The sequence below is a fragment of the Methylibium petroleiphilum PM1 genome (assembly GCF_000015725.1).
GTDB classification, from domain to species: domain Bacteria; phylum Pseudomonadota; class Gammaproteobacteria; order Burkholderiales; family Burkholderiaceae_C; genus Methylibium; species Methylibium petroleiphilum.
Genome location: NC_008825.1, coordinates 3,572,728 through 3,586,322, shown reverse-complemented (window position 1 = coordinate 3,586,322; position 13,595 = coordinate 3,572,728). Strand labels below are relative to the sequence as shown.

At 68.2% G+C, this 13,595-nt stretch carries 12 protein-coding genes; 11 read left to right on the top strand and 1 reads right to left on the bottom strand.

Features of this window, described 5'->3' with window-relative positions; genetic code table 11:
* Positions 1 to 23 precede the first annotated feature (23 nt).
* From MPE_RS17030 to MPE_RS17015, 4 genes are all read left to right on the top strand, one after another.
* A complete protein-coding gene (locus tag MPE_RS17030) occupies positions 24 to 1,271 on the top strand; it encodes an ABC transporter substrate-binding protein (RefSeq protein ID WP_011830948.1) in 1,248 nt (415 codons plus the stop codon).
* A 154-nt stretch (positions 1,272 to 1,425) separates the two neighbouring features.
* Positions 1,426 to 2,310, top strand: a complete 885-nt coding sequence (locus MPE_RS17025) for an ABC transporter permease (protein ID WP_036235417.1) — start codon at positions 1,426 to 1,428, stop codon at positions 2,308 to 2,310.
* A 1-nt stretch (position 2,311) separates the two neighbouring features.
* The gene (locus tag MPE_RS17020) at positions 2,312 to 3,199 is read left to right on the top strand and encodes an ABC transporter permease (RefSeq protein ID WP_011830946.1); all 888 of its coding nucleotides are present in this window, start codon (positions 2,312 to 2,314) and stop codon (positions 3,197 to 3,199) included.
* Positions 3,196 to 3,930 carry a GntR family transcriptional regulator gene (locus tag MPE_RS17015; RefSeq protein ID WP_011830945.1) on the top strand — a complete coding sequence of 245 codons (735 nt, stop codon included), beginning with the start codon at positions 3,196 to 3,198 and terminating at the stop codon, positions 3,928 to 3,930. The genes MPE_RS17020 and MPE_RS17015 overlap by 4 nt, the downstream gene beginning before the upstream one ends.
* 27 nt (positions 3,931 to 3,957) lie before the next feature.
* Here MPE_RS17015 and MPE_RS17010 read toward each other — a convergent pair whose 3' ends face one another.
* Entirely contained in the window at positions 3,958 to 5,046 is a 1,089-nt protein-coding gene (locus tag MPE_RS17010; protein ID WP_011830944.1) for an MBL fold metallo-hydrolase, read from the bottom strand.
* A gap of 119 nt (positions 5,047 to 5,165) precedes the next feature.
* Between MPE_RS17010 and can the strand changes: the two genes are divergently transcribed.
* From can to MPE_RS16975, 7 genes are all read left to right on the top strand, one after another.
* A complete protein-coding gene (can, locus tag MPE_RS17005) occupies positions 5,166 to 5,837 on the top strand; it encodes a carbonate dehydratase (protein WP_011830943.1) in 672 nt (223 codons plus the stop codon).
* Entirely contained in the window at positions 5,837 to 7,693 is a 1,857-nt protein-coding gene (aceK, locus tag MPE_RS17000) for a bifunctional isocitrate dehydrogenase kinase/phosphatase (protein ID WP_011830942.1), read from the top strand. Before can ends, aceK begins: the two co-directional genes overlap by 1 nt.
* A 20-nt stretch (positions 7,694 to 7,713) precedes the next feature.
* Positions 7,714 to 8,898, top strand: a complete 1,185-nt coding sequence (locus MPE_RS16995) for an acetyl-CoA C-acyltransferase (RefSeq protein WP_011830941.1) — start codon at positions 7,714 to 7,716, stop codon at positions 8,896 to 8,898.
* Positions 8,895 to 9,548 (top strand): LysE family translocator, encoded by a 654-nt coding sequence (locus MPE_RS16990; protein ID WP_011830940.1) that lies wholly within the window; start codon positions 8,895 to 8,897, stop codon positions 9,546 to 9,548. The genes MPE_RS16995 and MPE_RS16990 overlap by 4 nt, the downstream gene beginning before the upstream one ends.
* Positions 9,549 to 9,718: 170 nt before the next feature.
* Positions 9,719 to 10,837: a TRAP transporter substrate-binding protein gene (locus MPE_RS16985; protein ID WP_011830939.1), complete on the top strand. Its 1,119-nt coding sequence runs from the start codon at positions 9,719 to 9,721 to the stop codon at positions 10,835 to 10,837.
* An 86-nt stretch (positions 10,838 to 10,923) separates the two neighbouring features.
* Positions 10,924 to 11,544, top strand: coding sequence for a TRAP transporter small permease subunit (locus tag MPE_RS16980; protein WP_011830938.1), 621 nt, complete (start codon positions 10,924 to 10,926; stop codon positions 11,542 to 11,544).
* Positions 11,541 to 13,565: a TRAP transporter large permease gene (locus MPE_RS16975; RefSeq protein WP_011830937.1), complete on the top strand. Its 2,025-nt coding sequence runs from the start codon at positions 11,541 to 11,543 to the stop codon at positions 13,563 to 13,565. Before MPE_RS16980 ends, MPE_RS16975 begins: the two co-directional genes overlap by 4 nt.
* Positions 13,566 to 13,595: the final 30 nt, after the last annotated feature.

The following is a 13,595-nucleotide window of genomic DNA, read 5'->3' as shown; positions in this document are numbered from 1 at the left end:
TTCCCTCCCAGGAGAACACCACCATGTCCGAAATCCGTCGCCGCCAACTGCTCCAGGGCACCGCCGGCATCCTCGCCACCGGCATCTTCCCCGCCATCCACGCGCAGGAGAAGATCACGCTGCGCTACCTGGGCACCGCGGTGAACCAGGACAAGGCCATCGCCGAGAAGTTCAAGGCCGACACCGGCATCGCCATCCAGTACATCGCCGTCAACACCGACGAGGTGACCAAGCGCGCGGTGACGTCGCCGAACAGCTTCGACCTGATCGACACCGAGTACTTCTCGCTGAAGAAGATCGTGCCGACCGGCAACCTCAAGGGCATCGACACCAAGCGCATCAAGAACGCCGACAAGATCACCACGCTGTTCACCACCGGCGTGGTGGGCGGCAAGGCGGTCGGCGACCAGGGAACGGCGCCGAAGAAGGTGATCTACCTGGAGGGTGAGAAGAGCAAGGTGTTCGCCAAGGCGCCGACCCAGTTCATGAGCCTGATCCCCACGGTCTACAACGCCGACACGCTGGGCATCCGGCCCGACCTGATCAAGCGCCCGATCGACAGCTGGGCCGAGTTGCTGAACCCGGAGTTCAAGGGCAAGGCCGCGATCCTCAACATCCCGTCGATCGGCATCATGGACGCGGCGATGGTCGTGGAGGCCAAGGGGCTCTACAAGTACCCCGACAAGGGCAACATGACCCGGAAGGAAATCGACCTCACGATCAAGACCCTGATCGAGGCGAAGAAGGCCGGCCAGTTCCGCTCGCTGTGGAAGGACTTCAACGAGAGCGTCAACCTGATGGCCTCCGGCGAGGTGGTGATCCAGTCGATGTGGTCGCCGGCCGTCACCGCGGTGCGCACCAAGGGCATCGACTGCGTGTTCCAGCCGCTGAAGGAGGGCTACCGCGCCTGGGCGGCCGGCTTCGGCGTACCGGCCACTTCGAGCGGCAAGAAGCTCGACGCCACCTACGAGTTCATCAACTGGTTCCTCGATGGCTGGGCCGGCGCCTACCTGAACCGCCAGGGCTACTACAGCGCCGTGCTGGAGACCGCCAAGGCCAAGATGGAAGCCTACGAGTGGGCCTACTGGATGGAAGGCAAGGCGGCCGAGAAGGACATCAAGTCGCCCAACGGCGATCTGCTGGCCAAGGCCGGCAGCAAGCGCGACGGCGGCTCCTACGAGCAGCGCATGGGGGGCATCGCGTGCTGGAACGCGCTGATGGACGAGAACACCTACATGGTCCAGAAGTGGAACGAGTTTGTCGCGGCGTGATGACGCTCCCCCCCGTTGCGGCTGACGCCGCTCCCCCAGGGGCCACGAAGAGGCCCTTTCAGTGCCTTTGGGGCGCCGCTGGCGGACCGGCGGAGCCGGATCCGCGGCGGCCGCTCGAAGGCCGGCGTCGCTGCGCTCGCCGAGGGGACGGGGCGTGAAGAGCACGGCGTTGACGGCCGGCCCGCCCGCCTGGCTGCAGGCGCTGCCGTTCGGCGCGGTGTTCCTGTTCTTCTTCGTCGCGCCGCTGCTGCTGATCGGGGCGGTGAGCTTCTGGCCGACCAGCGACTACGAGCTGATCCCCGGCTTCACCGGCCAGAACTACGTGTCGATCTTCGAGGGCTGCAGCAACCTGGCCGAGCCCTGCGTGACGCTGAAGACCTACTGGTCGACGCTGCGGTTTTCGCTGCTGACCTGGGCCGCCGCGCTGCTGATCGGCTTCACGATCGCCTATTTCTTGGCCTTCCACGTGCGTTCGCCGGGCATGCAGACGCTGCTGTTCGTCATCTGCACCATCCCGTTCTGGACCAGCAACGTCATCCGAATGATCTCGTGGGTGCCGCTGCTCGGCCGCAACGGCCTGGTCAACCAGGGGTTGATGGGGCTGGGGGTGGTCGACAAGCCGGTCGACTGGCTGCTGTTCTCGGAGTTCTCGGTGGTGCTGGCCTTCGTGCACCTGTACACGATGTTCATGCTGGTGCCGATCTTCAACTCGATGATGCGCATCGACCGCTCGCTGCTCGAGGCGGCCGACGACTGCGGCGCGAGCGGCTGGCAGACGCTGTGGAACGTGATCGTGCCGCTGTCGCGCACCGGCATCCTGATCGGCTCGATCTTCGTCATCACCATCGTGATGGGCGACTTCGTGACCGTCGGCGTGATGGGCGGCCAGCAGATCGCCTCGGTCGGCAAGGTGATCCAGGTCCAGACCTCCTACCTGCAGTTTCCGCTGGCCGCCGCCAACGCGGTGGTGCTGCTGGCGGTGGTGCTGATGATCATCGTCGCGCTGACGCGGCTGGTGAATCTGCGCAAGGAACTTTGAGATGAACCGTGACCGCCGCTCGAGAGGCTTCTGGCCGCTGGCCCTCGTGTTCGGCCTGTTCGTGCTGTTCCTCTACGGCCCGGTGATCACGATCTTCGTGCTGAGCTTCCAGGGCCCCGAGGGCGGGCTGACGCTGCCGATGCGCGGGTTGTCGCTGCACTGGTACAACGAGCTGTGGAAGGGCCTGGGCGTGGTCGACATCGGCGCCGCGCTGCGCCGCTCGCTCGCGCTCGGCGCGGTGGTGATGGTGCTGACGGTGCTGCTGGCGCTGAGCGCCGGGCTGGCCTTCCGCAAGCGCCTGGCCGGTGCCGACGCGCTGTTCTACGTGACCGTGGCCAGCCTGATCATGCCGTCGATCATCGTCTCGCTCGGCATCGGCCTGCAGTTCCGGCTGCTCGACGGCGGCATCAAGTGGCTGCTGGAGGCCGTCGGCGCCACCGCCACGCTCGAGAGCTACACCACCTCGCTGGGTCTCTACACCTCCGGCCTCGGCGCCCACCTGACCTGGACGCTGCCGTTCGGCCTGCTGATCATGTTCGCGGTGTTCAACCGCTTCAACCCGGCCTACGAGGAGGCGGCGCGCGACCAGGGCGCGACGCCGTGGCAGACCTTCCGCCACGTGGTGCTGCCGCTGATCGGGCCGTCGGTGGTGGGCATCGGCATGTTCGGCTTCACGCTGAGCTGGGACGAAATCGCGCGCTCCTCGCAGGCGATCGGCGACCTCAACACCCTGCCGCTGGAGCTGCAGGGCCTGACCACCACCGTCACCACGCCGTCGATCTACGCCCTGGGCACCGTGACCACCGGCATCTCGCTGCTGGTGGTGGGCCTGGCGCTACTCGGTGCGGCCGCGCTGCGCCGCCGCGGCGGCCGGCGCACCGGCGCATGAGCCAGCGCCGCGTCGCCGGCGTCCCCCCCGACCCGCCGGACGCCTCGCCGGCGCTGCCGACCGATCGCGTCTACGAGGCGGTCTATGCCGCCGTGATCGACCAGCGCCTGCCGCCCGGCACGCGGCTGCGCGAGGAGGAGCTGGCGCAGGCCTTCGCGGTCTCGCGCACGGTGGTGCGCCAGGCGCTGCACCGGCTGGCGCAGGACAGCATCATCGTGCTGCAGCCCAACCGTGGCGCCCGTGTGCCCGAGCCGACGCGGCGTGACGGCGAGCACGTGTTCGACGCCCGCCGCGTCGTCGAGTGCGAGGTGGTGCGTCGCCTCGCCGGCAAGCTGAGTGCGGCGCAACTGGCCGAGCTGCGCGCGCTGGTGGCGGCCGAGGAGCGTGCGACGCGTTCGCAGAACAAGCAGGAGGCGATCCGCCTGTCAGGCCGCTTCCACCTCGAGCTCGCGCGCCTGAGCGGCAACCCGATCTTCCTGCGGTTGCTGGAGGAGCTGTTGCCGACCACCTCGCTGCTGATGGCGCTGTACAAGGCGCCGGGCGAGCCGATGTGCGTGGCGCACAGCCACCGGCGCCTGCTGGCGGGCCTGGAGCGAGACGGGGCGGGCGCCGCGGCGACGGAGATGCGCCGCCATCTCAACGAGATCGAGCGCTCGCTGTCGCAGCCGGCTTCCCCGGCGGTGCCCGCGCTGCGCGACGTGTTCCGCGCCTACCGCGGCGGCGGCACCTGACGGGTGGTGCGGGTCGGGCCGTTCTCGTCAGCCGGCGACGGCGAAGCGGTAGACGCCACTCGCACGGTCCACCTGACGCACCAGCCGCCCGTCGAACCACAGCGCGTGCAGGTGGGCGATCGCCTCGCCCAGCGCGAAGGTGGTCTGGTGCAGGTCGAGCGGGCGCTTGAACAGCACCGGCAGCAGCTCGGTCGCCGTCTTCGGGGCGGCGGCGCAGGCGGCCAGCACGTCGGCGAAGCGTTCGGCATGGTGGTCGCGCAACTGGTCGACGCGGGTGTGAAGGCCGGTGAAGGGGCGGCCATGGGCCGGCAGCACCAGCGTGTCGGGCGGCAGCGCGCGCATCCGCTCGATCGACTCGAGGTAGAGCCGCAGCGGGTCGGCCTCGGGTTCGAAGTCGAGCACGCTGACGTTGGTGCTGATGCGCGGCAGCACCATGTCACCCGAGATCAGCACGCCGAGCGCCTCGCAATGCAGCGCGATGTGCTCCGGCGCATGGCCGTAGCCGACGTGGCAACGCCAGCCATGGTCCCCGACGCGCAGCGTCTCGCCGTCGAGCAGGCGGTGGTAGCGCTGCGGCACCGACGGCACCATCGAGGCGTAGTAGTTCGAGCGCCGGCGGATCTTCTGCAGCGCGTCGGCGTCGGTCACGCCATGGCGCGCGAAGTGGGCTGCCGCTTCGTCGCCGCCGACGCCGGTGGTGCTGCGGCAGGCGATCCGAGCCGCGTTCCAGTCGGTCGCACTGATCCACAGCGGGCAGTCGCGCCCGATCACGCTCCAGCGCGTGGTCAGCCAGTCGGCCAGACCGATGTGGTCCGGGTGCATGTGGGTCACGATCACGCGCAGCACCGGCAGGCCGTCCAGGTGGTCGGCGAACACCTGCTCCCATGCGGCGCGGGTGGTGTCGTCGCCGATGCCGCAGTCGACGATGGCCCAGCCTTCCACCGGGCCGTCCGGACTCTCGAGCCGGTCGCGCAGCAGCCAGAGGTTGATGTGGTCCAGCGCGAACGGCAGCCGCATCCGCACCCACTTCACGCCCGGGGCGACGTCGAGGGCGTCGCCCAGCGCGGGCAGGGCATCGCCGAACGGGTAGCCCAATTGGTGTTCGAGAGCGTTCATCGCAGGTCGGGCTCGCCGCCGTGAAGTCCGGTGGCACGTTAACGCAAACGCCGGGACCGGTCGGTCGCCGACGCGTCAGGGGGCGCCTGCGTAAAATTGTGGCAAAGAGGAGCCGAAGCATGACCACCGACCTGAAAGAGCTGTTCGACAACAACCGCGAGTGGGCCAAGCAGACCGAGGTGCGCGAACCCGGCTTCTTCTCGCGGCTGCTCAAGCAGCAGTCGCCGCAGTACCTGTGGATTGGCTGCGCCGACAGCCGCGTGCCGGCCAACGACCTGGTCGGCTTGCTGCCCGGCGAGCTGTTCGTGCACCGCAACGTCGCCAACGTGGTGGTGCATTCCGACCTCAACTGCCTGTCCGTCGTGCAGTTCGCGATCGACATGCTGAAGGTGCAGCACCTGATCGTCGTCGGCCACTCCGGCTGCGGCGGCGTGGCCGCGGCGCTGGCCGACCGCCGTGTCGGCGTGGCCGACAACTGGCTGCGCCACGTGCAGGACGTGCGCAACAAGCACCAGACCTGGCTCGACGGCGTGCGCGAGATCGACCGCGTCAACGCGCTGTGCGAGCTCAACGTCGTCGAGCAGGCGCTCAACCTGTGCAGCACCACCGTCGTGCAGGACGCCTGGCAGCGCAGCCAGCAGGTCGTCATCCACGGCTGGTTCTACGGTCTGCACAACGGTCTGCTCGAGGACCTGACGATGACGGTCGACAGCGCCGACGCGGTGATCCCCGCCTACCAGCGGGCGCTCGCCACGGTGAAGGCGCGCTACGACGCCCGGGGGGTCGCCTGATGGCGGGCAGCTTCGTCACCACCCTGAACGACCCGCGCGCCTTCGACATCGCCCAGGCGCTGCTCGACGGCTTCAACCGCCACTACAAGCTTTTCCGCCAGACCAGCGCCGAGGCCAAGCAGCGCTTCGAGGCGGCCGACTGGCACGGCCAGCAACGCGCGCAGCGCGAGCGCATCGAGTTCTACGACCTGCGCGTCGACGAGGCCGCGGAGCGGCTGGAGAACGAATTCCGCGCCAGCTCGCTGTCCGAGGAGACCTGGCAGCAGGTGAAGCTGTATTACATCGGCCTGCTGATCAACCACCACCAGCCCGAGCTGGCCGAGACCTTCTTCAACTCGGTCACCACCAAGATCCTGCACCGCAGCTACTTTCGCAACGACTTCATCTTCGTGCGCCCGGCGGTCAGCACCGAGTACATCGAGAACGAGGAGCCGGACTCGCTGCCGACCTACCGCGCCTACTACCCGAGCCGGCCGGGCTCGGCCGAGGGGTTGCGCGAGACGCTGCTGCGCATCGTCGACAACTACCAGCTCCAGCGCGAGTTCGAGGACCTGGGGCGCGACATCGACTACGTGCTGCAGGCGTTTCGCAACCAGTTCGGCGACGTCAAGCTCAGCGCCAACTTCCAGATCCAGGTGCTGGCCTCGCTGTTCTTCCGCAACAAGGGCGCCTACATCGTCGGCAAGGTCATCAACGGCTTTCGCGAGACCGGCTTCGCGCTGCCCGTGTTGCACAACTCGCGCGAACTGCTGACCATCGACACCGCGCTGTTCGGCGAGGACGAGCTGCTGCTGCTGTTCAGCTTCGCGCGCGCCTACTTCCTGGTCGACATGGAGATCCCGTCGGCCTACGTGCAGTTCCTTCGTTCGCTGATGCCGCGCAAGCCGCGCTGGGAGCTGTACAACGCGCTGGGCCTGCAGAAACAGGGCAAGAACCAGTTCTACCGCGACTTCCTCTATCACCTGCGCCACTCTTCGGACAGCTTCCGCATCGCGCCCGGCATCAAGGGCATGGTGATGCTGGTGTTCGACCTGCCGAGCTTCCCGTTCGTGTTCAAGGTCATCAAGGATTTCTACCCGCCGCAGAAGGACACCACGCGCGAGCTGATCCAGAGCAAGTACCAGCTGGTGAAGACGCACGACCGGGTGGGCCGCATGGCCGACTCGCTGGAGTACAGCAACGTGGCCTTCCCGCGCCAGCGCTTCGAGCCCGAGCTGATCGAGGAGATCCGTCACTTCTGCCCCAGCCTGCTGGAGGAGGAGGGCGACAGCCTGGTGCTCAAGCACCTGTACATCGAGCGGCGCATGATCCCGCTCAACATCTACCTGCAGGAGGCCACGCCCGAGCAGATGAAGCATGCCGTCATCGAGTACGGCAACGCCATCAAGGACCTGGTGGCGGCCAACATCTTCCCCGGCGACATGCTGTGGAAGAACTTCGGCGTCACGCGCCACGGCAAGGTGGTGTTCTACGACTACGACGAGATCGAGTACCTGACCGACTGCAACTTCCGCAAGGTGCCCGAGCCGCGTACCGAAGAGGAGGAGATGTCGGGCGACATCTGGTATTCGGTCGGTCCCAAGGACGTGTTCCCCGAGACCTTCGGCCCTTTCCTGCTCGGCAACCCGACGGTGCGCGAGGTGTTCATGCAGCACCATGCCGAGCTGCTGGATCCGGCGTTCTGGCAGGGCCGCAAGGACCGCATCGCCGGCGGCTACGTGCACGACGTCTTCCCCTACGACCCGCACAAGCGCTTCCGCCGGCCGCTGGGGCTGGGCTTCGGCAGCCTCGACGCCGAGGCGGTGTCGCTGCATCCGGCGTCGGCGACCACGCAGCTCGGCCACAACCCCATCTGATCCTGTGAAGGAGTCTTGCCATGTCCACCGATGATCCGGTCGTGATCGTGTCGGCTGCGCGAACGCCGATCGGCGGGTTGCTCGGCGACCTGGCGGCGCTGGCGGCCTGGGAACTGGGCGCCGTCGCGATCCGCGCCGCGGTCGAACGCGCCGGCGTGCCGGGCGACGCCGTCGACGAGGTGCTGATGGGCAATTGCCTGATGGCGGGCCAGGGCCAGGCGCCGGCCCGCCAGGCGGCGCGCAAGGCCGGCCTTCCGGACTCGGCCGGCGCGGTGACGCTGTCGAAGATGTGCGGCTCCGGCATGCGCGCGCTGATGTTCGGCCATGACATGCTGGCGGCCGGCTCGGCCGAGGTGGTGGTGGCCGGCGGCATGGAGAGCATGACGAACGCACCGCACCTGAGCTTCGTGCGCAAGGGGCTGAAGTACGGCGCGGCGGTGCTGTACGACCACATGGCGCTCGACGGCCTGGAGGACGCCTACGAGCGCGGCAAGTCGATGGGCGTATTCGCCGAACAGTGCGTCAGCTATTACAGCTTCCGGCGCGAGGCGATGGACGCGTTCGCGGTGGCGTCGACGCAGCGCGCGATCGCGGCCCACAACGACGGCAGCTTCGACTGGGAGATCGCGCCGGTCACGCTGGCCGGCAGGGCGGGCGACGTGACCGTCGACCGCGACGAGCAGCCCTTCAAGGCCAAGCTCGACAAGATCACGGCGCTGAAGCCGGCCTTCGGCAAGGACGGCACGATCACCGCCGCCACCTCGTCGAGCATCTCCGACGGCGCCGCGGCGCTGGTGCTGATGCGTGCCTCCACCGCCCGCGCGCGCGGCCTCGCGCCGATCGCCGTGCTGCGCGCGCACGCGGTGCATGCGCAGGCGCCGGCCTGGTTCTCCACCGCGCCGGCCGGCGCGATCCGCAAGGTGCTGCAGAAGACCGGCTGGTCGGTGCGCGACGTCGACCTGTGGGAGATCAACGAGGCCTTCGCCGCGGTGACGATGGCGGCGATGACCGATTTCGAGCTGCCGCACGAGCGTGTCAACGTGCACGGCGGGGCCTGCGCGCTGGGCCACCCGATCGGCGCGTCGGGGGCCCGCATCGTCGTGACGCTGCTGGGCGCGCTGCAGCGGCGCGGGCTGCGGCGTGGCGTGGCGGCGCTGTGCATCGGCGGCGGCGAGGCCACGGCACTGGCGGTCGAGCTGCCTTGAGCAGCCTCGGCATCCACGACCTCGGGCTGTTCATGCTGACCAGCCTGGTGCTCAACCTCACGCCCGGTGCCGATACGCTGTACGTCATGAGCCGCAGCGCGCGCGGCGGCTGGCGCCATGGCGTGGCGGGCGCCTTCGGCGTCGGCCTGGGCTGCATGGGCCACGCGGTCGCGGCCGCGCTGGGCGTGGCCGCGGTGCTGGCCGCGTCGCGCTGGGCCTTCGACGCGCTCAAGTGGGCCGGCGCCCTCTATCTGGCCTGGCTGGGCTTGCAGATGCTGCGCGCGGCGTGGCGCGGGGCCGATGCCGCGGCCGAGGCGTCGGACCAGACGGTGGCGCCGCTCCCGACGCTGCGCCAATCGTTCACCGCCGGGTTGCTGACCAACCTGCTGAACCCCAAGGTCGGGCTGTTCTTCCTGGCCTTCGTGCCGCAGTTCGTCGACGTGCATGCCGGCCTGCCGCTGCCGGCCTTCCTGCTGCTCGGCCTGTTGTTCAACCTGAGCGGCGTGAGCTGGCTGCTGCTCGTCGCCCTGCTGACCGACCGGGTGCGGGGCCGGGTGGCGCCGGCGCTGCGGCGGGCGCTGCAGGCGCTCGGCGGCGGGCTCTTCCTGCTGCTCGCGGCGCGTCTCGCGAGCGCCCGCGGCGCGGGCTGAAGGCGGGCCGTTTCCAGTGCGCGTCCGGGTCCGGTCGCGTTGCGGGAACTACGTATGGGGTTAACGACAGCGGCGGCCCGCGAGGGCGCTCCTTACCATCGGTGAGCTTTCAAACAGACCCGGGTTGGCTGTCGCGAACCCGTCGTTAGTGCCCCAATCAGGAGATGTCCATGACCCAGAAGACCGCCCCGCAACGTCGTCGCTTCCTCAAGAAGGCTTCCGCCGGTGCCGTCGGCGCCACCGCGATGGCCGCCCCGATGGTGTCGGTCGCGCAGACCACCGCGCTGCGCTTCCAGAGCACCTGGCCCTCGAAGGACATCTTCCACGAGTACGCGCAGGACTTCGCCACCAAGGTCAACAACATGGCCGGTGGCCGGCTGAAGATCGAGGTGCTGCCGGCGGGTTCGGTGGTGCCGGCCTTCCAGCTGCTGGAAGCTGTCAACAAGGGCACGCTCGACGGCGGTCACGGCGTCGTGGCCTACCACTACGGCAAGAACTCGGCGCTGGCGCTGTGGGGTTCGGGCCCGTCCTTCGGCATGGACCCCAACATGCTGCTGGCCTGGCACAACTACGGCGGCGGCAAGGAACTGCTGGCCGAGATCTACAAGAGCCTGAACATGGACGTCGTGTCCTACCTGTATGGCCCGATGCCGACGCAGCCCTTCGGCTGGTTCAAGAAGCCGATCGGCAAGCTCGAGGACATCAAGGGCACCAAGTTCCGCACCGTCGGCCTGGCGGTGGACATGTACACCGACATGGGCGCCGCGGTGAACCCGCTGCCGGGTGGCGAGATCGTGCCGGCGCTGGACCGCGGCCTGATCGACGGTGCCGAGTTCAACAACGCCAGCTCCGACCGCCTGCTCGGCTTCCCCGACGTGGTGAAGAACTGCATGCTGCAGAGCTTCCACCAGAGCGGCGAGCAGTTCGAGATCCTGTTCAACAAGGGCAAGCTCGACGCGCTGCCGGCCGAGCTGAAGGCGATCGTCGACTACGGCGTGCAGGCCGCCAGCGCCGACATGAGCTGGAAGGCCGCGCACCGCAATTCGCTCGACTACGGCGAGCTGAAGAAGGCCGGCGTGAAGTTCTACAAGACGCCCGACGCGATCCTGCGCGCGCAGCTCGCTGCCTGGGACAAGATCATCGCCAAGAAGGGCGGCGAGAACCCGCTGTTCCAGAAGGTGATCGATTCGCAGAAAGCCTTCGCCGCGCGCGCCGGTCAATGGTGGAACGATTACACGGTTGACTTCAAGATGGCCTACAACCATTATTTCGGCGCCAAGAAGGCCTGAGCGCCCCAGTGATCTGAGCGACATCCGGGGGCGCCGCAGAGCGGCGCCCCCGCTCGTTTGTCCGGACGTTTTTTCTAGGAAGCCTGATGCAGAACCTGCTGCTGGCGATCGATCGTTTCTCCACCTGGATCGGCAAGCTGTTCGCCTGGTCAGTGGTCGGATTGACCCTGTTGATCAGCTGGGAGGTGTTCTCCCGCTATGTGCTCAACAAGCCGCATGCCTGGGTGCTCGATGCCCAGATCATGCTGTATGGCACTCTCTTCATGTGCGCCGGCGCCTACACGCTGAGCAAGGCGGGCCACGTGCGCGGCGACGTGCTCTACGGCTTCTTCCGGCCGCGCACGCAGGCCACGATCGACCTGATCCTCTACATCGTGTTCTTCCTGCCGGGCATCGTGGCGCTCACCTGGGCCGGCTGGTTCTACTTCAACGATTCGCTCTCCATCCGCGAGCAGACCTTCAACGCCGATCCGCTGCCGGTCTACCCGTTCAAGTTCGTGATCCCCTTCGCCGGCGGCGTGCTGCTGCTGCAGGGCCTGGTGGAGATCGTGCGCTGCGTGATCTGCCTGCGTGAAGGCGACTGGCCGTCGCGCGAGGAGGACGTCGAGGAAGTCGACGTCGACAAGCTCAAGGAGATGGTGCACGTGAAGGACGCCGACATCGAGGCACTCGACAAGTTCGTCGTCAAGGAAGGCGGCAAGGCATGAAGCTGCGCAAGGAACTGTGGTTCGGCTTCACGCTGATGGCGATCATCGTCGCCGCCGCGGTGGCGATGGTGCTGAGCGTCGACACCATGACCAATGGTCACTATGGCCTGCTGATGCTGTCGCTGGTGGTCGTGGCCATCATGCTGGGCTTCCCGACCGCCTTCACGCTGATGGGCATGGGCATGCTGTTCGCCTTCTTCGCCTACCACTCCGGCGGGCAGACGGCCGGCGGCGCGATGAAGCAGACGCTCGACCTGATGGTGCAGCGCGCCTTCTCGGTGATGAGCAACGACGTGCTCATCTCGATCCCGCTGTTCGTGTTCATGGGCTACCTGGTCGAGCGCGCCAACCTGATCGAGAAGCTGTTCCGCAGCCTGCACCTGTCCCTGGCGCGTGTGCCGGGCTCGCTGGCGGTCGCCACGCTGGTGACCTGCGCGGTGTTCGCCACCGCGACCGGCATCGTCGGTGCGGTGGTCACGCTGATGGGCCTGCTGGCGCTGCCGCAGATGCTGCGCGGCGGCTACGACGTGCGGATCTCCGCCGGGGCCATCACCGCCGGCGGCTGCCTGGGCATCCTGATCCCGCCGTCGGTACTGCTGATCGTCTACGGCGCGACCGCCGGCGTGTCGGTGGTGCAGTTGTATGCGGGCGCCTTCTTCCCCGGGATCATGCTCGCGGGCCTGTACATCCTCTACGTGATCATCCTCGCCAAGCTCAAGCCGGCGCTGATGCCGCCGCTGACAGCCGCGCAGCGCTTCGTGCCGCTGCCGCAGCCGCTGCAGAGCGCCGGTGCACGCGGCGAGGGCCGAGCGCTGCCCTGGCTGCTGGGCGCGCTGAAGGGCAAGCGCAACCAGGCCGTCAGCACGGGCTTCCTGCTCAAGCAGCTGTTCATCACGCTGCTGCCGCTGATCCTGTTCGCCGCCGTGTCGCTGTGGAGCTACCAGACCGTGACCCGCGTGGCGCCGGTCGACGATTTCTCCGAGCTGCAGCCCATGGGGTTCGGCAGCGCCGCCGAATCGGAAGGCACCGGAGGCCTGCAGGCCCCGCCGAGCGACGAGGGAGGCGGCCTGCAGGAGCCGCCGACGTCGGGGGGGCTGCAGGAGCCGCCGGCCGACAACGGCGGCCTGTCGGAGCCGCCCGCGAGCGCGGGCGAGTCGGCCAGTGCGGCCGTCGCGGAGCCGGCAGCGGCGCTGTCCGAGCCGGCCGCCGCCGTGGCCACGCCGCCCGCCTCCGCGGCGGCCGCGGGCGAAGCGGCCGCCACCACCCGGCCGGCGCCGCAGGGCTACTGGATCGGCCTGGCGGTGGGGGCCGTCGCGATGCTGGCCTACTACGCACTGCTGAGCTTCAACCGGCTCGAAGTCTTCAAGATGCTGCTGTCGAGCTTCTTCCCGCTGCTGGTGCTGATCACCGCGGTGCTGGGCTCGATCGTCTTCGGCCTGGCGACGCCCACCGAGGCGGCGGCGGTCGGTGCGCTCGGCGGTTTCCTGCTCGCCGGGGCCTACCGCCAGCTCAACCTCACGGTGGTGAAGGAGAGCGTCTTCCTCACCGCCAAGACCAGCGCGATGGTGTGCTGGCTGTTCGTCGGTTCGGCCATCTTCTCGGCGGCCTTCGCGCTGCTGGGCGGCCAGGAGCTGGTCGAGAACTGGGTGCTGGGCATGAACCTCACCAAGACCCAGTTCCTGATCCTGAGCCAGGTCATCATCTTCATCCTCGGCTGGCCGCTGGAGTGGACCGAGATCATCGTGATCTTCATGCCCATCTTCATTCCGCTGCTCGACAACTTCGGGGTCGACCCGCTGTTCTTCGGCCTGCTGGTGGCGCTGAACCTGCAGACCGCCTTCCTGAGCCCGCCGGTGGCGATGTCGGCGTTCTACCTGAAGGGCGTGGCGCCGAAGCACGTGACCTTGAACCAGATCTTCGCCGGCATGCTGCCCTTCATGGGCATCCAGATCATCGCGATCATCCTGCTGTACCAGTTCCCGGCCATCGGCCTGTGGTTGCCGGAGGTGCTGTACAAGTGAGCGTGAGAGCGAGCGTCGGCGACACCGCGG

Excerpts from the sequence above, each read along its gene's own strand:
- MPE_RS17010 (WP_011830944.1), bottom strand. The coding sequence starts at position 5,046 with ATGAACGCTCTCGAACACCAATTGGGCTACCCGTTCGGCGATGCCCTG.
- can (WP_011830943.1), top strand. The coding sequence starts at position 5,166 with ATGACCACCGACCTGAAAGAGCTGTTCGACAACAACCGCGAGTGGGCC.
- MPE_RS16985 (WP_011830939.1), top strand. The coding sequence starts at position 9,719 with ATGACCCAGAAGACCGCCCCGCAACGTCGTCGCTTCCTCAAGAAGGCT.
- MPE_RS16995 (WP_011830941.1), top strand. The coding sequence starts at position 7,714 with ATGTCCACCGATGATCCGGTCGTGATCGTGTCGGCTGCGCGAACGCCG.
- MPE_RS17030 (WP_011830948.1), top strand. The coding sequence starts at position 24 with ATGTCCGAAATCCGTCGCCGCCAACTGCTCCAGGGCACCGCCGGCATC.
- MPE_RS16980 (WP_011830938.1), top strand. The coding sequence starts at position 10,924 with ATGCAGAACCTGCTGCTGGCGATCGATCGTTTCTCCACCTGGATCGGC.
- MPE_RS17020 (WP_011830946.1), top strand. The coding sequence starts at position 2,312 with ATGAACCGTGACCGCCGCTCGAGAGGCTTCTGGCCGCTGGCCCTCGTG.
- MPE_RS17015 (WP_011830945.1), top strand. The coding sequence starts at position 3,196 with ATGAGCCAGCGCCGCGTCGCCGGCGTCCCCCCCGACCCGCCGGACGCC.
- MPE_RS16975 (WP_011830937.1), top strand. The coding sequence starts at position 11,541 with ATGAAGCTGCGCAAGGAACTGTGGTTCGGCTTCACGCTGATGGCGATC.
- aceK (WP_011830942.1), top strand. The coding sequence starts at position 5,837 with ATGGCGGGCAGCTTCGTCACCACCCTGAACGACCCGCGCGCCTTCGAC.